The organism is Halochromatium glycolicum (assembly GCF_016584085.1).
Taxonomy (GTDB): Bacteria; Pseudomonadota; Gammaproteobacteria; order Chromatiales; family Chromatiaceae; genus Lamprobacter; species Lamprobacter glycolicus.
On the sequence record NZ_NRSJ01000023.1, the window covers coordinates 22,922 to 43,066 of the forward strand.

Here is a 20,145-nt window from a genome sequence, read left to right on the forward strand (position 1 = left end):
GTCTTTCACTCTAATAACCAAGGAGGATAAACAGGTTTACCAAGGGCTTCCATAGATGATATCGACAGGAAGACCTCCGACCTGTAAAGACTTGCAAACATAAACCGGTGTTGTTGATGATCGCGACCTTGATCGGCAGGCGGTACTTCACTGCCGTGGCGAAGTCGGCCATGCCCATCGAGAAGCCGCCGTCGCCGACAAAAGCCACCAATTGGCGCTCGGGATAGGCGACTTGGCCGCCAATGGAATAGGGCAGGCCCGGGGCCATGGTCGCCAGATTGCCCGAGAGCGAATACATCTGCCCGGCCTTGACCGGGATTTGGCGCGCCCACCAGACGGCAATGGTGACGGAGTCGCAGGAGGCGATGGCATCGTCGCGCAGTCGTTTGCTGAGCTCCCAGGCGACGACCTGCGGCTTCATCAGCTTGCCCTGATGGGTGCCGCGCTTCTCCATCAGCGCCCACTGTGCTTGCCCGGGTACTTGGCTTAGCCCAGGCGGCAAGGGCAGCGGCCTCCTCATGGCAAACCTGCACGAAGGAGATCGTTTTCTGGCGTTTGCGAAAGGCGTCTTGGATGCTCTTGTCTACTGATAGCCGGCGAGATCCCTGTCGGGCAGGGCCGCTGTGCCTTTGCCGCCGAGCAGGGACAGCGCTTGGAGTTCTGAGCCGCCTCATACACGTCACCGCGTCATCGCCTCACCGTGCTACCGGCCCGGCGGCTCGAGCCCGAAGCAGTCCAGATCCGAGGCGACGCTCAGCTCGCCCTCATAGACACCGCGAATCCGCGCCAGACTGTCGTCCAGTGCCTGCTCCGAGCGGCGCATCAGATGGCTGAGCACCAGATGCTTGACCGCGGCGGCCTTGGCAATCTCGGCGATCTCCGAGGGCAGGGCATGCAGCCGTGCGGCGACCGCTCCCGCCTGCTCCGGCACGGCATGGCCCATGATCAACAGATCGGCATCGCGCGCAAAGTCGACGAACCAGGGATCATCGCCATTCAGATCCCCGCTGAAGACGATGCGCTGATCGCCCAGATCGATGCGATAGGCCAGCGCCGGGACCGGGCCATGGCTGACGCCGATGGCGCTGATCCGATACTCATCGGTCTCGAGCACGGGGATCGGCTCGCGGCTGTCGGCTTCCAGCATGCGCAGCTCCAGCCTGACCAGCCCATCGCTGCCATCGAGATAACCGGCGAGGTAGCCGAACGCCCCGGTCTGCGCAGCGAATAACCCCTGCAGATAGCCCTCGAGATCCGGGTAATCCCCGCCGCCGGTTGGGCCGGCAATCGGCAGCGCCCGGCTGCGACCGCTGAAATAGCCGCTCTTCAGCAACGCCGGCAGGTCGGTCGCATGGTCGGCGTGCAGATGCGTGAGCGCGATCAGATCGAGATCGGCGAAGCGCGCCCCGCTGGCACCATAGCGCGCGAAAGAGCCGCCACCGAGGTCGACCAGCACCCGCGCCTTGCCCTCCAGCCACAGCAGATAGCCCGCGCTGGCGCGCTCCTGCTGGGCCTCCGGGCCGCCGGAGCCGAGCACCTGCACCGCAACCGGCGCCTTGCAGGTGCTGGCCGCGGTGCCGTTACCAGCGCCAAGACCGGCCAGGATCAACAACAGTGTCGCGAGCCGCCATCGTCTTGATGGTTGGGCCGCGGCATCGCCGCGCAGGCTGGTCCATAACGAAGCGAGCCGGTGGCAGCGCAGCGCGAAGGTGCCGCGGAAGCGGCTGCGAAACGAAACGGCACGATCGGGGGTCTCTTGCATGGTGATGGCGTCGTGTTGGGGTGGAGGCATGACGGCCGAGATGGCCGCGAGGGTTCGCTGCAGATCACTCGTCAGGACCGCCTCCGTGGCAGCCTTCTTTCGCCATCCACCTCGCCGGCTGTCCGTGAGAGCCCATTGAGAGCCCATTGAGAGCCCATTGGCCGAAGCCATGCTACGCAATCGCCACGACACCTATGGCTGGCTCTACGGGCGCTTCAACGACTTCGGCGGCGCCTTCAGCTATGACCCGGAGGACCCCGACAACGCCAGTATCGAGGTCGAGATCGAGACCGCAAGCATCGACTCCAATCACGCCGAGCGTAACAAGCACCTGCGTGGAGACGACTTCCTGGATGTCGAGCGCTATCCGCAGGCGACCTTCAAGAGCACCGCCGTCGAGCTCGACGAGGACGGCACTGGCACCGTCACGGGCGACTTCAGCCTCCATGGTGTCACCAAGCCGGTGACTCTCGAGGTGGAGCAGATCGGTGCTGGACCCGACCCTTGGGGTGGCTTCCGCCGCGGCTTTCAGGGTTCGACCCGCTTTGCGCTAAAGGATTTCGGCATCGACTATGACCTGGGGCCCGCCTCGCAGGTGGTCGAGATCATTCTGTCGATCGAAGGGGTGCGCCAGGACGGCTAGTGACGGAGTGACGACGCCGCTGAGACCGGTGAAGGCTAGGCCCCGGTCTTGCCATAGAAGATCACATCGAGGCTGCGCGGGCCTGGAGCTGGCCGAGGAAGGTGCGCAGCTCTCGTTCAAGGCCGGCCTTCATCAACGCCGGGCCGAGCAGGGGAAACAGCTGAAATCCGGGCTCCAGCTGAGCGCGATAGTCGACCCGAACCGAATCCTCTTGCGGTGTCAGGAGCCACTCGGTGCGTCCTGCGGCGAAATCACTCTGTTCGGGAATGATGACCGCGACGAGGCGTCTCGGGCTCGCGCGCACCTCTTCGACCCGCCGCAGTGTCTGACAATAGATCAGGACACAGGCGCGAATGCGCGTTCTGACCCGCGCCTGCGTCGGCGTCGGCGCAGCCACGACCTCGCTCTCAAGGATCGATGGGCTGAGCCTCGGGAGTTGCTCATAATCGGTGAGCAGCGCATGGACGACCGCCAATGGCGCGTCGACCAGAAAGCTGGCTCGGATACGGTATTGCTGATCCGACTCGCTGATCTGCAGCATCAGGACCTCGGCCGTGCGCGCCCCGAGGGCATCGGCGAGTCGCATCGGCTCACCGAATGCGCTCGGCAGGCTGAAGTCGGGCGCCTGCTCGCCGACCGCGAGGTCCTCAGCGGCCCGTTGCATGACAGTGCGAGCCTCGGCATCCAGTGTTGGCCCGCCCGTCTTGGCACGCTGCGCCCGAGATGCCTGCAATGCCTGCTGATGGCTCCGCAGCGGTGTATTGGTCGCAGTCTCTGCTTGCGCTGTGTGTGCTGTCGACGACAAGAGCAGCGAGTAGGACAGCACTGTGATCAAAGGGAGCGATCGCTTTCGCATCTTGGCCTCTGGTTATCGGGTGGCAGCAACCAAACGCGTGGTCGCGTCACCTCGCTAATCCGCGACCAATGCCAGCACCTGGTCACGCAGTGGTGGCTGATCCCAGTGCGCCTCGCCGATCATCCGCAGCGCGATCCGGCCCTGCGGATCGATCACATCGGTTACCGGCAGCACCGGCACCGACCAGGCCGATGCGGCGTGCATCTGCGGGTCCGGCAGCAACGGAAAGCCGACCGCGACCGTTTCGGCGAAGGCGGCCACCGTCTCCGGGCTGTCGCCTGCGGCCACGCCCCAGACGGCGACCTCGGGATGCTGGCGCGCCAGGGCATCCAGGGCCGGCATTTCGGCCTTGCAGGCGCGGCAATAGACGGACCAAAAGTTGACCACCACGACGCGGCCCTGCTGGGCACCGAGATCATAGGTTTTCCCGTCGAGCGCGGTGAGCCGGAGTGCCGGGGCGCTCGGCCTTGGCTGCAGCCGCTGCAATCCGCTGCTGGCGGCGGCTGCAGGTGCTGTCGCGGCCAAGAATGGCAACGCCGCGAGGCACGCAAGCAGCCGGCGGCGGTTCAGCGCCCGAGATGGGACGGACTCGAACGCGTCGGTTGGAGATAACATCGGGGAATCCTCGCAGCGAGTAGCGGCTGACCAATCGGGCGCTTCACGCACGCCTGCAGCGTGTGCCTGGAATCCGACAGCCCGGCCAGTCACGCTGGCCGGGTCTTGGCGTGCCACCGGTTATTGCACCTCGCCGCTGAACTGGAACCAGCCCTCGCCGTAGACATAGTCATGCATGTCCTCATGCGCCTGCTGGCTCCAGACCGTCTCGAAGCCATCAGCCGTCTTCACCATGAACTCGTCGACGACCATCGTGTTGTGCGTGCTGTCGACGGTGCCGGTCGCGCGCGCCTCTTCGAGCACATGCCGAACCTTGACGTCACGCGGTACGTTGGCGAGGAAGAAGTACTCGCCATCGGGCTGCTGCAGCACAAAGGCCGGCTCGAAGGCGAGATGCGGGTCGAGCTTGTCGGCCGGGCAGGTATGGCCGCCGTGGGCGCAGCCGTGGCCGTTGATCTTGCCGGTGACCGTTTCCGCCAGGGCGGTGCCGCTAGCGAGAGCGCCGACGAGCCCGAGCAGCGGCAGGACGGTGCGAAGCGGATGGGTGATTGCGGTCTTCATGAGCGATCTCCTGATTGGACGGTCTTACCGAGTGAAATGGCTTGATCAGGGCGGGGTGGCAGGGCGACCATGGCGCTCGCCTCCCGTCACTGGCTTAGACCGGTTGACCTGACCGCGTCTTTCAGGCCCATCCCTCTTGCGCCAGCTATGCAGCCGGTGGTGGTGGTTCGAAGGGCGAAAGCGGCCGACTGAGTGCGCGCGTGCGGCTATGCGGTTCAGACGCTCATGGATCAAGCGCTAGGGAGCGGGGTGGGAATCGGGCCTGGTCCAGGTCCAGGTCGTAATAAGCCAAGCCCCGGTTGATGCCCGCATAGAGGTCCTGGGTATCCGCCTCATACCTCATAATCGAGGCCGCCAGCCTTGAGCAGACACACCTAGTGGCTCAACGCCGCGAGCCGCCTGGCCAAGGTGATGCCCGCTGCACCTGCGCCGGCGATACAGACCTCGGCATCCAGGTCGTGCAGGCTAGGCGGCCATTTTGATGGGGCCTCTTAGGCGCCGACGTTAACGCAGCTCGCCGAGCTGTTCGCTTGTTGTCGAACCGTCTTTCCAACCACTGCTGAAGATCTGGTCGAACGCCTTTAGCTGTGCAGCAGGGCTCCAGACCTCTCGATACCCATCAGCCCCATCGACGAGCAGCGACTCCACTGAAATCGAGCGGTAAAGCTCGATAACGGTGCCAACGACCTTGACCTTCTTCCGGACGTGGCGAACCTTGGTGTCACGCGGGACATTGGACAGAAAGTAGTACTCGCCATCGGCTTGCTGCAGGACGAAGTCCTGCTCGAAGGAAAGATGCGCATCGAGATTCTCGACGGGACAGAATTGGCCGTCTTCGGCGCAGCGCAAGCCGTTGAGGCGGCCTGTGAACGTCTCGCCGCTCACGAACCCCGTGTTCAGCATCGCTAGCATGCCGAGGATTGCAACGACGGTGGTGCGTTGACCCGAATGGAGTTGGCTTCGCTGCATGGCGTTTTGCTCCCGAGAAGTTCCGCTTAGAGGATGGGTCGTTCACGAGCAGGAAACGGGGCGCGAATTCGAGCGCGCTTGGATACCACATGGACCTGCTGGGGAACTGAAATATTTCGTCCTGATCAGCGAAGCCCGTGGCCAAATGCGCGGAAACGGTCGTTATCTTCTCGGCCATTGTTACATTGCGGATGGTCGATGTCTTTCACCCGGGTTGCTCAACCTGACAACCCGGTGAGTCGCCTCGACGCTGAGCAGACGCAAGCTGCTAGTTCCGATGGAACGGCCCCGCGGGCGGTCATGCCAGCCTGCCCAATCGATCCCACGCCGATGAGCTATCGCGCCTCTTGGTCGGATGGTCTGGGCGCGCGTTGCCAGAGTGGATGCGGCCTGACCAGTCCGGGGTCATCGTGCTGTTCGCCAAACGTCGCTGGCAGGGCCGGCCGGTCGATGTCGCGGTCCCGGTCGGGCGCAGCATCCCCCCGCGCGCCCTGGCTTGGCTCAAGGCCTTCGCCGAGCGCCAACAGCGCCCGCTGCTCTATACCGCGCAAACCTTGAGCGAGGACGGTGGCTACGCCGCGCAGCAGCAGGTCTTCGTCCATGGTCCGCCGGCCTTCCGTGAGCAGGTCGCGGCTTGGCAACGCAGCGGCCAGCCCCTCTGGTGAGCGCGAAGGCTAGCCGAGGGGACGCAGGTCGATGCTCGGAGCTGTGCGGGCCAAGGATTGGGTGCCGAGCCAGCACCTATCACTGAGCACTGCAAGAAAACGCGTACCGCTCGGGTCTCAACGGGGCAAACGGATCAGATCCACTGATCACATCGACCCAACCCGAGCCCCGAGGACCACCCGATGCCGGCCGATATCGATCTCACCACCCGTGTCGAGCTCCCACGCGCCGAGCTGCCGCAGGCCGAGCCCAGCGTCCTGGTGATCTTCGGTGCCAGTGGCGACCTGACCCGACGCAAGCTGATCCCGGCGCTGTTTCATCTCGCCGGCGAGGGCTGCCTGGCGCCGGAGCTGCAGATCATCGGCATCAGCCGCGATCCGATCGACGACCGTGACTTCCGCGCCATGCTCAAAGACGCGACCGCCGCCTCCGCCGAGATCCCCCATCTCGACGAGGCCGCCTGGAACGCCTTTGCCGAGCGCCTGCACTATCTGCCCGGCGACTTCACCGAGGCCGAGACCTACCGGCGGCTGAGCGAGACCCTGAGCCACCAACCCACGGCCAACCGGCTGTTCTATCTCGCTACACCGCCGTCGGTGGCGCCGACGATCTTGCGGGAGCTGGCCGCAGCCGGCCTGAACCGCGAGCAAGACGGCTTCGCGCGGGTGATCCTCGAGAAGCCCTTAGACACCGCTCAAGCGGATCACAGGAGCACCGATGAATCAAGAGGCCAGACAGCGCGCTTGGCGACTCTTCGAGGAATCCGTGGTCACCTATCGCGGCCAGCCGGTGGGCACCGTCGCCGCCCATGATCCCGAGACTGAGGCGCTCAACTACGACCAGGTCTTTACCCGCGACTTCGCCATCTCCGCCTTCGCCTTCCTACTCGACGGCCGCCCCGAGATCGTGCGCCACTTTCTGACCACCGCCGTGCGCCTGCAGAGCCACGAGCGACAGCTCGACTGCTTCAAGCCCGGCGAGGGGCTGATCCCGGCCAGCTTCAAGGTGACCGGGGACGGCGTCGACGAGCGGCTCACCGGCGACTTCGGCGAGGCGGCGATCGCCCGGGTGGCGCCGGTGGATTCCGGCTTCTGGTGGCTGTTGACCCTGCAGGGGGCGATGAACCGCTCGGTGGGTGGGTTCGCGCTCTGCTCTGACTAGACCAAAGGCTCTTGAACAGGTCTGAGGAGGCCGCCGTCTTGCGCTATCACGCGTCGGCGCTCTCGGTGCCCGCCGTCACCCAGGCGCGCGCCTGATCTGGACCCGGCACGCCACCGGAATGGACGACAACGCCATCGACGACCACCCCCGGCGTCGACATCACGCCATACCCCATAATCTGGGCGATGTCGGTGACCTTCTCCAGCTCGATCTCGACGCCGGCCTCCTGGGCCGCCTGTTGAATGACCTTCGCGGTGATCTCGCAATTGCGGCAGCCGGAGCCAAGCACTTTGATCCGTTTCATGAATGCACCTCAGGTAGGGGTTGGCAGCAGGTCCCGTCGCCCGGCTGCATCGGCGGCAGGGGATATCGGCGGCTGAAGCCGCACACTGGGCAGCGGATGGTTGAGTCGAGCATTCATGCCCTTTGAACCCTTCAGGTAATGAGGTTGAAGCCCCAGCCGACCAAGATAAAGGAGACGCCGAGCACACCGGCAAAGAGCGCCAGCGCCTGCCAGCGGATGACCTTGCGCAGGATCAGCATCTCCGGCACTGAGAGTGCGGCGATGCTCATCATCAACGCCAGCACGGTGCCAACCGCGACACCTTTGCCGAGCATGGCCTCGGCGACCGGAATCACACCGGTGGCGTTGGAGTAGAGCGGAATGCCGACCAGCACGGCCGCGGGGACGGCGAGCCACTGGCCGTCGCCGAGATGCTCGACCACCCAGTCATCCGGCACAGAGCCGTGGAAGAGGGCGCCAACGCCGATGCCGATGAAGACCCACTTCCAGATCAGGCCCAGGATCTCACGGACCTCGGCCACCGCGAACTGGTGGCGCCTACGCAGGCTCGTGTCCGGACGTTGAGCGGCCATCTCGCCCATGTGGATCTTCCAGACATAGTCCTCGACCCAGCGCTCGGGCTTGAAGTGCTGCATGATGATGCCGCCGAACCAGGCCACGATCAGGCCGGCGCCGATATAGAGCGCGGCCAGCTTCCAGCCGAGGATGCCGATCAAGAGCACGGCGGCGACCTCGTTGATCATCGGCGAGGCGATCAGGAACGAGAAGGTCACGCCGAGCGGGATGCCGGCCTCGACGAAGCCGATGAACAGTGGCACTGACGAGCAGGAGCAGAATGGCGTTACCGCGCCCAGGCCCACAGCTAGACCACGCGACTGCCAATCGGGCCGGCCGCGCACAAGCTCGCGCACCCGCTCGGGCGAGATCAGCGCGCGGAGCAGGCCCATGAGGTAGATGATGATGACCAAGAGCGCGAAGATCTTGGCGACATCCATGACGAAGAACTGCAGCGCGGCGCCCGTGGCCGAGTCCGGGCTCAGCCCGACTAGCGAATAGGCGATGAGATCGCCGAGCCAGGCGAAGGGGTCGGGCATGGGGAGGCTCCGGATATGGGTGTCGGGGCCGTCTTTGCTTGGCAGCGATGCATTGTCTACTTCCCGGTGATTGCCAGACACTGGCTCTGAAATAGGGAAGCAGTTGCTGGATAGGTTCTGAGTAGGACCTTGGCGACGGCTAACTCTGACAAGCCTAGAAGATATGGAATTTCATATAGTTGATCTTTCGCATGTCTTCAGGTTCTCGGTATACTCATCGCAGATCAGTTTTCGGCTTTTCGAGCCCGCTCCGGGTCGGGCAGCGGCAATCGGGGGACGCCGTGAATCCGTCCTTGGAGGCTTGACGACGGCCTCCATGCCGTCGACACCCCCGATTACCGCTCCCCGACCCTCCGCTACGCCCTGCCGTCGACTGACGTGGTTTGGGTATACAAGCGGAGATGACCTCGGGAGTGCCCGTTGCGCGCAAGCCAGGAACGATTCAGCTGGGAAGGAGGCCGCTGTCGAGATAGATTTCAGCGAGCGGTATGGCGATGCCGAGCGCCGATAGCTCGACCTCGTCGCTGGCCTGCTGGAAGAGTCGCGGGGTCCAGAGTTCCGCGTCCTTTCGGTAGTGCAGCACGGCGACCTCGTTTGAATCGACCAGCAGGTATTCGTTGAGCGACTCGATCGTTTGGTACTGCATGAACTTGGTGCCCTTGTCGTCCTGGGCTGTACTGGCCGAGAGGACCTCGACGATGAGCATCGGGTTCAGCAGTGTGCGCAGTCCGTTAATGGGGGTGTAGCGCGGATCGCAGGCGACCGAGACGTCGGGATACAGGTAGGGACTGCCCGCGTGGACCTTGATGCGTTGATCGCTCGTGAAGGTCCGGCAGCTTGAGCCACGCATCCGCGCGCGTAGCTCAGCACCGACATTGAGGCAGATGATGTTGTGCTCCGGCTGGGCCCCGGTCATGCAGTGGACATCGCCATTACGCCATTCCCAGCGCTCGGGCGCGGTCTCGGAATCCAGGGCGAAGTAGTCCTCGAGGGGGACGAAGCGATCTTTCAGGACGGTTGGCATGATTCACCGTTTTATGTGACAACGCGACAGTCGCGTGAGGCGGTCACGCAAGTGCATCGATTGCAGCGTGACTCCAATCATAGCAACCAGGAGAAGCAAACAGACGAGCAGACGACGCGGTTTGGGAATGTTCAAGGCTCGATGGGCGTTGACCAGGACCGGCACGATCCCGCCCTTGTCGGACATCGTCCGTGAGCGGGCTGCGGCTGCGGTCGTGCCGTGACTTATTGAGAATCTAGGTCGGCATGGTGTCGGTGAGCGTCGTTAATGCAGGACCTTGACCGGCCACGGCGGACTCAACCCGCACCTGCGCCGCCATGCCGATAGCAACGTCGGCTCGCTCTGGAAGCTGTGCCTCGAAGATCCGCTGGCCGGTCTCCGGCTCGAGAGCTGGCCAGGCGCGCGTCCGTGTCAGCTCTATCGGATTGGCCGGCGCGCCATCGAAGCGAGCCTGCACCCTTTGCCCCGGCGTCAGGCCGAGTGTCCGCGAGCCCTCGATCGAGAAGCGGAGCACCAGGCTATCTGGGTCGAAGAGCTCAAACAGCAGCGTTTGCGCCTTCACCTCACGGCCTTCAACGCGCGCATACGCCCGCGCGACTGAGCCGTCCCAAGGCGCCCGGACCTGGTGTTCAGCGGTATCAGCGTCGATTGGCAAGATGCGCAGTAGGACCTGTCCGGCGCTGACGGTGTCGCCCTCGCGCACCGAGCAGCCTTGCGCCCGCCCCGCGATCGGCGCATAGAGCTCGGCCAGTCGTGTCGCCTCGACGTGGGCGTTGACATCGACAAAAGCGGGTTGGGGAAACGCGGCAGTCTGGGCAATGGTTCGGGTCAGCGCGTTGGCGCTAGCTGTTTGGGGAGTGCGGGGCAGCCAAAGCGAGAGCAGGGCGGCGGCGAGCACGAAGCCGGTCGACCACCAGAGACAGCCCTCAAGTCCCTGCGTCTGGTAGATCAGACCCGAGAGCACGGTTCCGGCGAGGCGGCCGCCGGCATTGGCCATGTAGTAGAAGCCGACGTTGAGTGCGACCTTGTCGGCATCGGCATAAGCCAGGATCAGGTAGGAATGCACGGCAGAGTTGATGGCGAAGGCGATGCCAAACAGCATCAAGCCACCGATCAGCACCGCGCTCTGGATCTCGGCCGCTGTGGCCGTTGCCATCCAGACGAGGTCGGCGCCGGTCACCTCGGTCAGCCAACTGACCAATACCGGTGTGACCTGAGGCCCCTGGGTCATGCCCAGCGCAATGCCCGCCGGGATCAATGCCAGTACCAACGCGCCGAGCAGCGCCGTGCGCCCGCTAGGGCCCTGCCCCAGCTTGTTCGGACGGATCAGGGCCGGCGCGCCGGCCTGGACGAAGCCGTAGCCGATGACCCAGAGGGCGAGGAAGGCGCCAACGGCTGTGTACTCCCAGCCAAGCACATCGTAGAGGAACACCGGCAGCGCGACGACGAACCAGATATCGCGGGCGCCGAAGAGGAAGAAGCGGGCTCCTGAAAGCCAGTTGATCGCTGGCGTATTGGAGAACACCTGTGTGAACTTGGCCTTTTCCTTCAGCTTGCCGACGCCAGAGGACAGCAGCGCGATGGTGATGATCATCACCAAGAACAGCCCGCCCGCGAGGATGAAGAGTGCGTTGCGGAAGCCAAATCCCTGCAGCAGCGCGGCGCCAACAAAGAAGCCGGCGCCCTTGAGCGCGTTCTTGGAACCGGTCAGCACGGCGACATACTTGAACAGCTTGGACTCGCCGGCCGCGCCTTCGCCGGTCAGCGTCTTGACCGTGGCCTTGGCGGACATCTTGTTCAGATCCTTGGCAATGCCGGACAGGGCCTGAGCGGCCATCACATAGACCACACCGAGCCAGGCATCCGGCACCGTCAGCATCGTCAGTGCGATGACCTGTAGCCCCATGCCGATGTGCATGGTGAGATTGAGCCCGATGCGCGACCCAAGCCAGCCGCCGACCAGGTTGGTGACGATGCCGAAGACCTCATAGAAGAGGAACAGCATCGCGACTTCGAAGGGCGAATAGCCGAGCTGGTGGAAGTAGAGCACCACCAGCATGCGGATGGCGCCGTCGGTGATGGTGAAGGCCCAGTAACCGGCGGTGACTGTTAGGTAATTGCGCGTGTTCGTGTTCATTGACTGCCCACTGCTGAATGCCCAGTGCTACAGCCTATCCACCAAGGTAGTGCCGCTGGAGTCACGCCGCCCAACGACCTGGATCAGCTGATGCGGCAGCGCGAGGCCGGGGTTGGCAGCGGCGATGCGCGGATCATCCCTGCGGAAGGCATTGCCGAGGAAGATCTCGGTGTAGACATCGCGCGGCAGATTCAGCGGGCCGGGAAAGTCGGGTAGGTTGTAGGCGATGGCGATCATGCCGCCGGTGATCGGCAGTTGCGCGAAGTCGCCGTCGATCTGTGCGGCCTCAGTGTCGCGCAGTGGGGCATCGGTGGTGCCGATGTCGACGCTCTGCGCTAGGAAGCGCTCGATGCCAGCGCCACTGCCGATCGACGCGTAGCTCAGGCTCAGCTCGGCATGCTCTGTGCCATAGACCTCCAGCCATTTGTTGAACATCGGCGCTGCGAATGACGAGCCGGCAGCGGTGATGCCGTCATCGGCGGTGGTTTGTCCGACGGCATTGGCTGGATCAGCGGGTTCCTGTTGGCATCCACCGAGTACGGAGAGGCAGAAGATGGATACTGACGCAATGGTCGCAAACGGAACGTAAAGGCGCATCGTGGTCTCCGAGGGGCGGGGTCGATAACTCACCGTAGTCTATCGATTGAATCGCATATATGGATGACCAAATGTTTGCAAATTGATGACAGCCTATCGACTCGCCGACACCGGTCGGTGTCTATGGCTGGAGGCGACTGAACAGCGACGAGAGCCTTTGACAGACTGTTTTTACGCGTTGCCTGGAGAGCGAGTGGGCATAACAGTGAAAGAAATTTCGCGCCGTTCGGGTCTAAAGTGGCAAACGGATCACATCCCCAACCCGAGCCTCGAGGACCACCCGATGCCGGCCGACATCGATCTCACTACCCAAGAGGCCAGACAGCGCGCATGGCGGCTGCTCGAGGAATCCGTGGTCACCTATCGCGGCCAGCCGGTGGGCACCGTCGCCGCCCATGATCCCGAGACCGAGGCGCTCAACTACGACCAGGTCTTCACCCGCGACTTCGCCATCTCCGCCTTCGCCTTCCTGCTCGACGGCCGCCCCGAGATCGTGCGCCACTTTCTCGCGACGGCCGTGCGCCTGCAGAGCAACGAGCGCCAGCTTGATTGCTTCAAGCCCGGCGAGGGGCTGATCCCGGTCAGCTTCAAGGACACTGGTGAAGACGCCGACGTGCAGCTCACCGGTGACTTCCCGGCGTTGGAGGGCCAGGACTGGCGCCTGCTTACCGGCTGCGATCCGAAGAACCGCCCCTGGTCCTACCACAATGGCGGCAACTGGCCAGTGCTGCTCTGGTTGCTGGCCCTGGTCGGTCTGCGCACCGGTGCCGATGAGCTGGTCGAGCGGACGCTGAGCGATGCCGAGCAGCGCTTGCTCCAAGACGACTGGCCGGAGTATTACGACGGCCGTCGAGGCCGCATGGTCGGTCAGCAGGCACGCCGGCATCAGACCTGAAGCGCCGCCGGCTATCTGGTCGCCTGCCAACTGCTGGAGCGTCCCGAGCGCATCGAGCTGCTGCACCTGGGCCGCTCGGTGGAGGGGGCCAGCTGCGCCGCTCCGGTCTGAGCCGTTGGCGGTCAGTACCGGCCGCTCCTCGAACGGCACGAGTGGCGCGACGCAGCCCTGAGCCACTCGACCCGACTTGGTGAGCCCTCTCGGGGGCGCGCACGAGAGGTCCTGCTCATGCTCCCGATCCTGTCCTTCTACGCCATCCTGTTGGCGCTGACCTTGGCGCTGGAGCCCTGGGTCCGGCGCCTCGGTGCGCCCTTGGGCGCGGTCCTGGTGCTGCTGGGCTTCGTCGGCTCGGAGATTTGGGTCGCGACCGGGGGCGACACCGGCCTTCACTGGCAGTGGTTTCACGACCTGATCTTCCATCTGCTGCTGCCGATCCTGATCTTCGAGGGCGCCTACAATCTGGCGCCGCGCCATCTGCTGCGCAACCTGCTGCCGATCCTGACCCTGGCGCTGCCAGTGATGCTGCTGTGCACGGCGGTGACCGCCGCGCTGCTGTACGTGGGCATTGGACATCCGGCCGGCTTTCCGTGGTTGGCGGCCTTGATCGCCGGCGCACTGCTGTCGGCCACCGATCCGACCGCTGTGTTGGAGGTGCTCCGGCGCACCGGCGCCCCGCCGCGACTGCAGCTGCTCCTCGACGGCGAGGGCCTGTTCAACGACGCCAATGCGATCGTGCTCTTTACCTTCCTGGTGGCGCTGGCTACCGGTGATCGGGCCTGGGCGCGTTGGGACGAGAGCGCGCTGGCCATGGTCGGCGTGCTGCTCGGCGGGGCCGTGGTCGGACTGGCCGTTGGCGCGCTGGCGGTGCGCTTGGGGCGAGCATTGGACAGGCCCGTCGAGCGTGGCGTCCTCACCCTGATCACGGCCTACGGCGGCTTCGCCCTGGCCATCCAGCTCGGCGTCTCCGGGGTGGTCGCGATGCTTTGCGTTGGGCTCCTGTTCGGTCAACACCGGCGCCGGGAGCCCGACGACGAGGCCTTGTCGGTGCTCTGGGCCTACAAGGCCTGGCTCGCCGAACGCCTGTTGTTCCTGGTCGCCGGCATCACCGTGCAACTGGTCATGTTCACCGATCAATGGCTGGCGATCCTGATCGGGATCGGCGCCACCCTGGCGGGGCGTGCGGCTGGTGTGCTGCTGCTGTTGCCGCTCGCTGTGCGGCTGCCGGGCACAGAGCGCCTGCCCGGAACCTGGTATCCGCTGCTGTGGTGGGGCGGCACGCGCGGCGTTGTGACCCTGGCGCTGGCGTTATCACTACCGGTCGAGCTGCCGTATTGGTGGACGATCCAGTCCATCGCCTATGGCGTGGTGCTCTGGACCCTGTTGGTGCAGGCCATGAGCATGCCGCTGGTGCTGCGCTGGCTGCGTCCTTGAGCTGGTGTTGAGTCAAAGGGAGCATCGGTCAGGCTCCACTCGTTGTCCTTGCGGTTCGATCTTCGCTTAGTGGAGCAGGGTGGACTGCTCGTGCTAATGACGCCAATAGGCTGGGAAGAACAGGATCAACAGCGTGAAGATCTCCAAGCGCCCAGCCAGCATGCTGAACACGGCCAGCCACTTGACCACCTCGTTCACGCTCGTGAAGTTTGCGGCGACCTCGCCCAAGCCGGGGCCGAGCAGATTGAGCGTCGCGACCACGGCACCGAACGCCGACTCGAGGTCGAGACCGGCTCCCATCATTGCACCCGTGAGCAGCACGGCGACCAGCACATAAAGCACATAGAAGCCCCAAACCGAGAACAGCACCTGATCGCCCACCGGGCGCTTGCCGATCTTCACCGGCGTCTGGGCTCGCGGGTGCACGAGCTGAAAGAGCTCCCGCAGCCCGAGTTTGGCGAGCAGCATCACCCGCACGACCTTGATCCCGCCGGCCGTGGAGCCGACGCAGCCGCCGATGAAGGACACGATGACGAGTATCAGGGGGAGATACAGCGGCCAGTGTGCGAAGGTGGCGGTAGCGAAACCGGTGCTGGTCATGATCGAGGCCACCTGAAAGGCGGCGAAGCGCAGCGATTCCAGTCCCGTTGCGTAGACCCCGGTCCAGGCCAGACTGACCGCGACCAACACCGATGCGACAGCGAAGATGACCCAGTAGGTGCGCACTTCGGAATCGGTCACGTAGGCGCGCGGATCGAGTTGCCGCCAGGCGAGGAAGTGCACGGCGAAGTTCACACCGCCGGCGAGCATGAACACGATCGCAATCAGCTCGATCACCCAGCTGTCGAAATAGCCCATGCTGGCATCGTGGGGCGAGAAACCGCCGGTGGCAACAGTGGTGAAGGCATGTCCGACGGCATCGAACAGGCTCATCCCAGCGGCCCAGTAGGCGAGGGCGCAGGCCGCGGTCAAGCCAAAGTAGAGCAGCCACAAGGCGCGCGCCGTCTCGGCGATGCGCGGGGTCGGCTTCTCATACTTGGCCACGCCGGAGGTCTCGGCACGGTAGAGCTGCATGCCGCCGACCCCCATCAGCGGCAGGATGGCAACGGCCAGTACGATCACGCCCATGCCGCCGAGCCATTGGATCTGCTGGCGGTGGTAGAGGATCGATGGTGGCAGTTGATCCAGGCCAGTGATGACCGTGGCGCCGGTGGTGGTGAAGCCGGAGATGGACTCGAACACGGCATCAGTGAACGAGAGATGCAGGCCGAACATAAATGGCAGTGCGCCGAAGACGCCGAGCACGGACCAAAACAGCGTGACGACCAAGAAGCTGTCGCGCACGGACAGCTCTGTGCGCGCCCGAAGATTGGGGAGCCACAACAGCAGGCCGATTGCGAGTGTCAGCAGCAGCGAAGAGGTGAAGATCCGCCACTGCTCGTCGTCGTAGAGCAGGGAGAGTCCGAGTGATGGCAGAAAGCTGCCGCCGTAGATTAGCAACAGGATGCCGAACAGGCGGATGATTGCACGTCCGTGCATCGAGTGCTCGTCCCGGTATTAGGCCGCGAAACGGTCGGGCTCGAGCTGTTGAGCCTGCTTGGGGGGCGGCGAGGGTCTCCAACAACTCGGCGACCTGTTTGGTCGGCGCGCGCTTGAACTGACGGGTGATCTGCTCGGCGTCGGTCATGCGGCCTTGGGCGCTCGGGGTTGCCAGTCCTTGTGTTGACGGCGAGAGACGACGGCATTTTAGCGCAGCGGAAACCAGGCCGGCGAGCTCTCTCAGGTGCTGTCGTGATCGGAATATGGCGCGTGGCTCCCCTCGCAGCGAGCTCAAAGCCCGGTTGCGCAGTCGCGCGACCTCGACGGGTCGGCATCACTGCTGTCATCGGCTTCGTCCTCGTGCTGCGTGCTATCGCCATCGGCTTCGTACATCAACAACGCCGCCTTCAGGCTCGCCTCGAAGACCAGGGCGCGCTGCAGCGCGCGCGCACAGGGGGCGCACTGGGCCGCATGGGCCTGCAGATCGGCTTGTCGTGCTTGCGGATCGACCAACAGTTGGCGACGAAAGGCGAGGCAGTTCACGGGTTGAGCCCTCTGCGCGAAGCGGACAGCGACTTGATATCGGAGGAAGACCCACCGAGCGCCGGCGATCTTTCAAACCGATGACCGATCGCGCTCATGCGCACCTGGCGCTCGTTCGCGCGGCTGGAGAATCCGGCCGCCGCCTTGGGCTGGATGAAGACCATCGTGCGGCGCGAGAACGCCCGCCGCTTCGAGCGTGCACAGCCGCGCGAGAGTGCAATGCCAACCGACGAGCTCCCCGCTCAGCGCGGCGACACGAGACCAGCGAGAGGGTAGTGAGCTGGCTCAGATCAAGGCCCGCGGCTACGCCGACAAATATCGTGCCGAGGGCCAGCCGACCCATCTCATCCACCACCTCGGACTGTAAGACGCCGCCGTTGGTCGGAATCGGTTGGTAATGACCGACGTCTGGGAACACGAGCATCGTGTGCACTATACTCGTGTCGCAGCCACTGAAATGCGAGGCCCGACCATGAAGAACATCACCTTCAGCGCCGACGAGCAGTGCATCGAGGCCGCCCGTGCACGGGCCACGGCCGAGCACACCACCCTCAATGACCAGTTCCGCATCTGGCTCAGCGAGTACGCGCGCAAGCATGAGCGCCTGGCGGACTACGACCGGCTCATGCAGGACCTGCGCGGCAAGGTGCGTGTCGGGCGCAAGCTCAGCCGGGACGAGATGAATGAGCGTTGAGGCCTTCCTGGACACCAACATCCTCGTCTACCACTTGGACGACGCCGATCCGACCAAGCACCGGGTCGCCGAGCGCCTCGTCCGTTCCGCCCTCGAGACCGGTAACGCCTGCATCAGCTTCCAGGTAGTGCAGGAATGCCTGAACGTCGGCCTACGCAAGGCTCGAGTGCCGCTCGACGCCGACACCGCCCGGCGCTATCTCGACACCGTTCTGATTCCGCTCTGGCGCGTCATGCCGAGCGATCGGCTCTATCACCGCGGCATTGAGCTCCAGGCGCGCTATGGCTACGGCCTCTACGACAGCCTGATCATCGCGGCGGCGCAAGAGATGAGCTCTTCCACGCTGTTCAGCGAAGACCTCCAGCACGGCCAAGTCATCGACGGCCTGACCATCACCAACCCCTTCCTGCCAGGCGGCGCCCATTGAGCCCTGCGGCTGACGCCGAACCGCAAGGATCACCATGGCTCCTGGAACTACCACGAGTCGACCTTGAAGTCGGCGACCCGCGCCAGCGACGAGCGCTTCAAGGGCAACGACCACTTCGGGTTTCGGGTCGTCAAGGGTCTCTAACCAGCCGCCAGGATGCCGGGACCCAGGCCAAGGATGGCGAACTCGACGCTACGTCGGGGATGCCCTGCATCTGTATGACCGCGGGTTGCAGGACGACGGTCTCATCGGCACGCAGTGCCACATTGCGCCAGAGCGCATCACCGAAGGTCACATCGAACATGCCGGGAACCAACGAGAGTTCGTCGGTATCGTTGGAGCTGGTGGCCACGGGGTGGTCGCGGTGCTCTGGACACTGCGGATCGCGCTCACGCGCAATACAGCGAATCGATACCTCGTTGCAACGGATCGTTTTAACGAAACGTTCTATCCAAACGATCGCTTCTCTCAGGAGTGCAATAAAAACAGTGAGTTAAAAACTGGCACGCCGGCTGCCTTAGGGTGGGTAGGTTCGTTCATCGACTTCGGGAGTCCTGCCCATGTCTGTTTCTGCTGCACTGGCCTCCGGCCCATCGACTACCGCCATCGAGGCACCCAGCTTCGAGGTCCTCGCCGAGACCCATCGGCACAGTCTCCTCAAGTACGCCTATCGGCTCTGTGGTGACAAGCAGGTCGCCGAGGACCTGGTCCAAGACAGTCTGCTGCGGGCCTGGCGCTCGTTCGCACGCTTAAAGAACCCAGCGGCTGCCTTGGGCTGGATGAAGACCATCGTGCGGCGCGAGAACGCCCGGCGCTTCGAGCGTGCGCAGCCGCGCGAGAGCGCCATGCCAACCGACGAGCTCCCCGCTCAGCGCGCCCAGGAGTATGACACCTCCACCGAGGCCTTCGTGTTGCGCGGGGCCCTGCGGGCGCTGCCCGCTGAGTATCGTGAGCCGCTGATCTTGCAGGTGCTGCACGGCTATTCGCAGCAGGAGATCGCCGTGCAGCTGGGGCTGACCGCCGCGGGCGCGGGCACACGGCTGTTCCGAGCCCGCCAAAAGTTGCGCGAGGCGCTGGGCGAGCGTGGCTGAGCTGATGACCGTCGCGAGCCCAGGCGAGTGGGGCTCGGTCCCGGGTGCAGGCCTCGGGCCGCGCCTGGAGGCGCCGCTGCTGCTGGTCGAGGACAACGCAGCGCTGCGCCAGATGCTGAGCTGGGAGCTGAGCGAGCTCGGCTACCAGGTCTGCGCCGCCAGCGGTTGCGTCCAGGCCCGAGCGCTCATCGACCGCCAGCCGCTGCTGCGCTTCGCGCTGATCGATATCCGCCTGCCGGATGGCGATGGCCGGGCGCTCGGGGCGGAGCTGGCCGCACGCGCTCCGGGGCTCGCGATCGTGCTGATGAGCGGCGCCCATGGTCTAGAGCCTGACCCCGGGCTTGCGCCCCATGTCCGCGCCTTTCTGCGAAAGCCGGTGAACTTGAACAGCATTCATCAGCTGTTTGCCGCCACCGACGAGCATCCGCGCCAGTGCGCTAGCAGCCGCTGATCCGTTCCCGAATCGTGGTCAAGGTTGCGCCGATGCTCTGCCAGTCGCCGCACCGGCGCAATGCCCCCTCTCCACCGATGCCAGGAGATCGCTATGCCATCGCGCCTGGACCCGGATGATCAATCGGCGCCGCAGGACAGCGTGCTGGCGCTGAGTGAAGCCGAGCGCCGCTTCGGTAGGCTACCCAAGTCAATGCGCACGCTCGAGGCGGCGCCCGCGTCCTTGAAAGGCTACCTGGCGCTCGGTGCCTTGTTGGAGAAGACCTCACTCTCGTGCGAAGAGCAACAGGTGGTGCTGCTGAGCGTCAGTCGCGAGAACCGCTGCGCCGTCTGCATGGGGGCCCACGGTCTGCTTGCAGACATGATGGACTTGCCAACGGAGGTGACCGAGGCGTTGCGCGCGGGAAGCTGCGTGCCCGATCAACGCCTGGAATCCCTCAGACAGTTCGTTGCCGCGGTGGCCAAGGCACAGGGGCGCATCGATGAGGCCGAGATCGCCGCGCTGGAGGAGGCCGGCTATGAGCGGCAGCAGGTCTTGGAGGTGATTCTCGGGGTCGGCATGAAGACGCTCGCGCACTATAGCGACCAGATCCCCGGCACCGATGGGCAGTCCTTTCCCGCCGCGTGTCTGGCCTGCAAGCGATCCGATACATCGGTGTAACGAAGCGTTGTAACGTACCGTGAAG

General features: G+C 64.6%; 25 protein-coding genes and 1 pseudogene. 12 read left to right on the forward strand and 14 right to left on the reverse strand.

The window, feature by feature from the left end; genetic code table 11:
* Positions 1-10 precede the first annotated feature (10 nt).
* Both CKO40_RS13275 and CKO40_RS13280 read right to left on the reverse strand, forming a co-directional pair.
* Complete coding sequence (locus tag CKO40_RS13275; protein ID WP_200346707.1) at positions 11-454, reverse strand: thiamine pyrophosphate-dependent enzyme; 444 nt, start codon at positions 452-454, stop codon at positions 11-13.
* Between the two features lie 249 nt (positions 455-703).
* Entirely contained in the window at positions 704-1,762 is a 1,059-nt protein-coding gene (locus CKO40_RS13280; RefSeq protein ID WP_200346708.1) for an MBL fold metallo-hydrolase, read from the reverse strand.
* 157 nt (positions 1,763-1,919) lie between these two features.
* Between CKO40_RS13280 and CKO40_RS13285 the strand changes: the two genes are divergently transcribed.
* On the forward strand, positions 1,920-2,405 hold the full coding sequence (locus CKO40_RS13285) for a YceI family protein (protein WP_242477027.1): 486 nt from the start codon (positions 1,920-1,922) through the stop codon (positions 2,403-2,405).
* Positions 2,406-2,466: 61 nt separating this feature from the next.
* Here CKO40_RS13285 and CKO40_RS13290 read toward each other — a convergent pair whose 3' ends face one another.
* The 4 genes from CKO40_RS13290 to CKO40_RS13305 all read right to left on the reverse strand — a co-directional run bounded on the left by CKO40_RS13290 (position 2,467) and on the right by CKO40_RS13305 (position 5,406).
* The gene (locus CKO40_RS13290) at positions 2,467-3,261 is read right to left on the reverse strand and encodes an SRPBCC family protein (RefSeq protein ID WP_200346710.1); all 795 of its coding nucleotides are present in this window, start codon (positions 3,259-3,261) and stop codon (positions 2,467-2,469) included.
* A 54-nt stretch (positions 3,262-3,315) separates the two neighbouring features.
* Entirely contained in the window at positions 3,316-3,876 is a 561-nt protein-coding gene (locus tag CKO40_RS13295) for a TlpA family protein disulfide reductase (protein WP_200346711.1), read from the reverse strand.
* A 120-nt stretch (positions 3,877-3,996) separates the two neighbouring features.
* Positions 3,997-4,437, reverse strand: coding sequence for a hypothetical protein (locus CKO40_RS13300; protein WP_200346712.1), 441 nt, complete (start codon positions 4,435-4,437; stop codon positions 3,997-3,999).
* 504 nt (positions 4,438-4,941) lie between these two features.
* Positions 4,942-5,406: a hypothetical protein gene (locus tag CKO40_RS13305; protein ID WP_200346713.1), complete on the reverse strand. Its 465-nt coding sequence runs from the start codon at positions 5,404-5,406 to the stop codon at positions 4,942-4,944.
* A 383-nt stretch (positions 5,407-5,789) separates the two neighbouring features.
* On the opposite strand from CKO40_RS13305, the gene CKO40_RS13310 reads away from it, so the two are divergent.
* The 3 genes from CKO40_RS13310 to CKO40_RS13320 all read left to right on the forward strand — a co-directional run bounded on the left by CKO40_RS13310 (position 5,790) and on the right by CKO40_RS13320 (position 7,233).
* Positions 5,790-6,071, forward strand: a complete 282-nt coding sequence (locus CKO40_RS13310) for a hypothetical protein (protein ID WP_200346714.1) — start codon at positions 5,790-5,792, stop codon at positions 6,069-6,071.
* A 183-nt stretch (positions 6,072-6,254) separates the two neighbouring features.
* Complete coding sequence (locus CKO40_RS13315) at positions 6,255-6,884, forward strand: hypothetical protein (RefSeq protein ID WP_200346715.1); 630 nt, start codon at positions 6,255-6,257, stop codon at positions 6,882-6,884.
* A complete protein-coding gene (locus CKO40_RS13320; RefSeq protein WP_338074174.1) occupies positions 6,838-7,233 on the forward strand; it encodes a glycoside hydrolase 100 family protein in 396 nt (131 codons plus the stop codon). The genes CKO40_RS13315 and CKO40_RS13320 overlap by 47 nt, the downstream gene beginning before the upstream one ends.
* Before the next feature lie 46 nt (positions 7,234-7,279).
* Here the strand turns inward: CKO40_RS13320 and CKO40_RS13325 are convergent, their stop codons facing one another.
* From CKO40_RS13325 to CKO40_RS13345, 5 genes and pseudogenes are all read right to left on the reverse strand, one after another.
* The gene (locus CKO40_RS13325) at positions 7,280-7,537 is read right to left on the reverse strand and encodes a thioredoxin family protein (RefSeq protein ID WP_200346717.1); all 258 of its coding nucleotides are present in this window, start codon (positions 7,535-7,537) and stop codon (positions 7,280-7,282) included.
* Between the two features lie 131 nt (positions 7,538-7,668).
* Complete coding sequence (locus CKO40_RS13330) at positions 7,669-8,631, reverse strand: permease (protein WP_200346718.1); 963 nt, start codon at positions 8,629-8,631, stop codon at positions 7,669-7,671.
* Between the two features lie 442 nt (positions 8,632-9,073).
* On the reverse strand, positions 9,074-9,655 hold the full coding sequence (locus CKO40_RS13335) for a Uma2 family endonuclease (protein WP_200346719.1): 582 nt from the start codon (positions 9,653-9,655) through the stop codon (positions 9,074-9,076).
* 859 nt (positions 9,656-10,514) lie between these two features.
* Positions 10,515-11,792 (reverse strand): annotated as a pseudogene (gene arsJ / locus CKO40_RS13340) (organoarsenical effux MFS transporter ArsJ); the annotation flags it as partial.
* Positions 11,793-11,819: 27 nt separating this feature from the next.
* Positions 11,820-12,389 carry a phosphate ABC transporter substrate-binding protein PstS gene (locus CKO40_RS13345; protein WP_200346721.1) on the reverse strand — a complete coding sequence of 190 codons (570 nt, stop codon included), beginning with the start codon at positions 12,387-12,389 and terminating at the stop codon, positions 11,820-11,822.
* Positions 12,390-12,672: 283 nt separating this feature from the next.
* On the opposite strand from CKO40_RS13345, the gene CKO40_RS13350 reads away from it, so the two are divergent.
* Both CKO40_RS13350 and CKO40_RS13355 read left to right on the forward strand, forming a co-directional pair.
* Complete coding sequence (locus CKO40_RS13350) at positions 12,673-13,284, forward strand: glycoside hydrolase 100 family protein (RefSeq protein WP_200346761.1); 612 nt, start codon at positions 12,673-12,675, stop codon at positions 13,282-13,284.
* 228 nt (positions 13,285-13,512) lie between these two features.
* Positions 13,513-14,715: a cation:proton antiporter gene (locus tag CKO40_RS13355; protein ID WP_200346722.1), complete on the forward strand. Its 1,203-nt coding sequence runs from the start codon at positions 13,513-13,515 to the stop codon at positions 14,713-14,715.
* Positions 14,716-14,808: 93 nt separating this feature from the next.
* Here CKO40_RS13355 and CKO40_RS13360 read toward each other — a convergent pair whose 3' ends face one another.
* Together CKO40_RS13360 and CKO40_RS13365 are read right to left on the reverse strand one after the other, a co-directional pair.
* Positions 14,809-16,254 (reverse strand): TrkH family potassium uptake protein, encoded by a 1,446-nt coding sequence (locus CKO40_RS13360; protein ID WP_200346723.1) that lies wholly within the window; start codon positions 16,252-16,254, stop codon positions 14,809-14,811.
* 291 nt (positions 16,255-16,545) lie between these two features.
* Positions 16,546-16,797, reverse strand: coding sequence for a hypothetical protein (locus tag CKO40_RS13365; RefSeq protein WP_200346724.1), 252 nt, complete (start codon positions 16,795-16,797; stop codon positions 16,546-16,548).
* A gap of 96 nt (positions 16,798-16,893) precedes the next feature.
* On the opposite strand from CKO40_RS13365, the gene CKO40_RS13370 reads away from it, so the two are divergent.
* The 3 genes from CKO40_RS13370 (at position 16,894) to CKO40_RS13380 (ending at position 17,918) form a co-directional block, all read left to right on the forward strand.
* Positions 16,894-17,073 (forward strand): hypothetical protein, encoded by a 180-nt coding sequence (locus CKO40_RS13370; RefSeq protein ID WP_200346725.1) that lies wholly within the window; start codon positions 16,894-16,896, stop codon positions 17,071-17,073.
* Between the two features lie 196 nt (positions 17,074-17,269).
* The gene (locus CKO40_RS13375; protein ID WP_200346726.1) at positions 17,270-17,491 is read left to right on the forward strand and encodes a hypothetical protein; all 222 of its coding nucleotides are present in this window, start codon (positions 17,270-17,272) and stop codon (positions 17,489-17,491) included.
* Positions 17,481-17,918 carry a PIN domain-containing protein gene (locus CKO40_RS13380; protein WP_200346727.1) on the forward strand — a complete coding sequence of 146 codons (438 nt, stop codon included), beginning with the start codon at positions 17,481-17,483 and terminating at the stop codon, positions 17,916-17,918. Before CKO40_RS13375 ends, CKO40_RS13380 begins: the two co-directional genes overlap by 11 nt.
* Before the next feature lie 130 nt (positions 17,919-18,048).
* Here CKO40_RS13380 and CKO40_RS13385 read toward each other — a convergent pair whose 3' ends face one another.
* Positions 18,049-18,270 (reverse strand): hypothetical protein, encoded by a 222-nt coding sequence (locus tag CKO40_RS13385; RefSeq protein WP_200346728.1) that lies wholly within the window; start codon positions 18,268-18,270, stop codon positions 18,049-18,051.
* 208 nt (positions 18,271-18,478) lie between these two features.
* On the opposite strand from CKO40_RS13385, the gene CKO40_RS13390 reads away from it, so the two are divergent.
* The 3 genes from CKO40_RS13390 (at position 18,479) to CKO40_RS13400 (ending at position 20,120) form a co-directional block, all read left to right on the forward strand.
* Complete coding sequence (locus tag CKO40_RS13390; protein ID WP_200346729.1) at positions 18,479-19,009, forward strand: sigma-70 family RNA polymerase sigma factor; 531 nt, start codon at positions 18,479-18,481, stop codon at positions 19,007-19,009.
* Positions 19,002-19,460, forward strand: coding sequence for a response regulator (locus CKO40_RS13395; protein WP_200346730.1), 459 nt, complete (start codon positions 19,002-19,004; stop codon positions 19,458-19,460). Before CKO40_RS13390 ends, CKO40_RS13395 begins: the two co-directional genes overlap by 8 nt.
* A gap of 93 nt (positions 19,461-19,553) precedes the next feature.
* Positions 19,554-20,120 carry a carboxymuconolactone decarboxylase family protein gene (locus CKO40_RS13400; RefSeq protein ID WP_200346731.1) on the forward strand — a complete coding sequence of 189 codons (567 nt, stop codon included), beginning with the start codon at positions 19,554-19,556 and terminating at the stop codon, positions 20,118-20,120.
* The last annotated feature ends 25 nt before the right edge of the window (positions 20,121-20,145 follow it).

What these genes read in the sequence shown, in the direction of transcription:
- CKO40_RS13295 (WP_200346711.1), bottom strand. Translation starts at nt 3,876, where the DNA reads ATGTTATCTCCAACCGACGCGTTCGAGTCCGTCCCATCTCGGGCGCTG.
- CKO40_RS13290 (WP_200346710.1), bottom strand. Translation starts at nt 3,261, where the DNA reads ATGCGAAAGCGATCGCTCCCTTTGATCACAGTGCTGTCCTACTCGCTG.
- CKO40_RS13325 (WP_200346717.1), bottom strand. Translation starts at nt 7,537, where the DNA reads ATGAAACGGATCAAAGTGCTTGGCTCCGGCTGCCGCAATTGCGAGATC.
- CKO40_RS13300 (WP_200346712.1), bottom strand. Translation starts at nt 4,437, where the DNA reads ATGAAGACCGCAATCACCCATCCGCTTCGCACCGTCCTGCCGCTGCTC.
- CKO40_RS13330 (WP_200346718.1), bottom strand. Translation starts at nt 8,631, where the DNA reads ATGCCCGACCCCTTCGCCTGGCTCGGCGATCTCATCGCCTATTCGCTA.
- CKO40_RS13355 (WP_200346722.1), top strand. Translation starts at nt 13,513, where the DNA reads ATGCTCCCGATCCTGTCCTTCTACGCCATCCTGTTGGCGCTGACCTTG.
- CKO40_RS13335 (WP_200346719.1), bottom strand. Translation starts at nt 9,655, where the DNA reads ATGCCAACCGTCCTGAAAGATCGCTTCGTCCCCCTCGAGGACTACTTC.
- CKO40_RS13280 (WP_200346708.1), bottom strand. Translation starts at nt 1,762, where the DNA reads ATGCAAGAGACCCCCGATCGTGCCGTTTCGTTTCGCAGCCGCTTCCGC.
- CKO40_RS13315 (WP_200346715.1), top strand. Translation starts at nt 6,255, where the DNA reads ATGCCGGCCGATATCGATCTCACCACCCGTGTCGAGCTCCCACGCGCC.
- CKO40_RS13275 (WP_200346707.1), bottom strand. Translation starts at nt 454, where the DNA reads ATGGAGAAGCGCGGCACCCATCAGGGCAAGCTGATGAAGCCGCAGGTC.
- CKO40_RS13310 (WP_200346714.1), top strand. Translation starts at nt 5,790, where the DNA reads ATGCGGCCTGACCAGTCCGGGGTCATCGTGCTGTTCGCCAAACGTCGC.
- CKO40_RS13400 (WP_200346731.1), top strand. Translation starts at nt 19,554, where the DNA reads ATGCCATCGCGCCTGGACCCGGATGATCAATCGGCGCCGCAGGACAGC.
- CKO40_RS13380 (WP_200346727.1), top strand. Translation starts at nt 17,481, where the DNA reads ATGAGCGTTGAGGCCTTCCTGGACACCAACATCCTCGTCTACCACTTG.
- CKO40_RS13390 (WP_200346729.1), top strand. Translation starts at nt 18,479, where the DNA reads ATGTCTGTTTCTGCTGCACTGGCCTCCGGCCCATCGACTACCGCCATC.
- CKO40_RS13305 (WP_200346713.1), bottom strand. Translation starts at nt 5,406, where the DNA reads ATGCAGCGAAGCCAACTCCATTCGGGTCAACGCACCACCGTCGTTGCA.
- CKO40_RS13370 (WP_200346725.1), top strand. Translation starts at nt 16,894, where the DNA reads ATGCGCACCTGGCGCTCGTTCGCGCGGCTGGAGAATCCGGCCGCCGCC.
- CKO40_RS13375 (WP_200346726.1), top strand. Translation starts at nt 17,270, where the DNA reads ATGAAGAACATCACCTTCAGCGCCGACGAGCAGTGCATCGAGGCCGCC.
- CKO40_RS13360 (WP_200346723.1), bottom strand. Translation starts at nt 16,254, where the DNA reads ATGCACGGACGTGCAATCATCCGCCTGTTCGGCATCCTGTTGCTAATC.
- CKO40_RS13350 (WP_200346761.1), top strand. Translation starts at nt 12,673, where the DNA reads ATGCCGGCCGACATCGATCTCACTACCCAAGAGGCCAGACAGCGCGCA.
- CKO40_RS13345 (WP_200346721.1), bottom strand. Translation starts at nt 12,389, where the DNA reads ATGCGCCTTTACGTTCCGTTTGCGACCATTGCGTCAGTATCCATCTTC.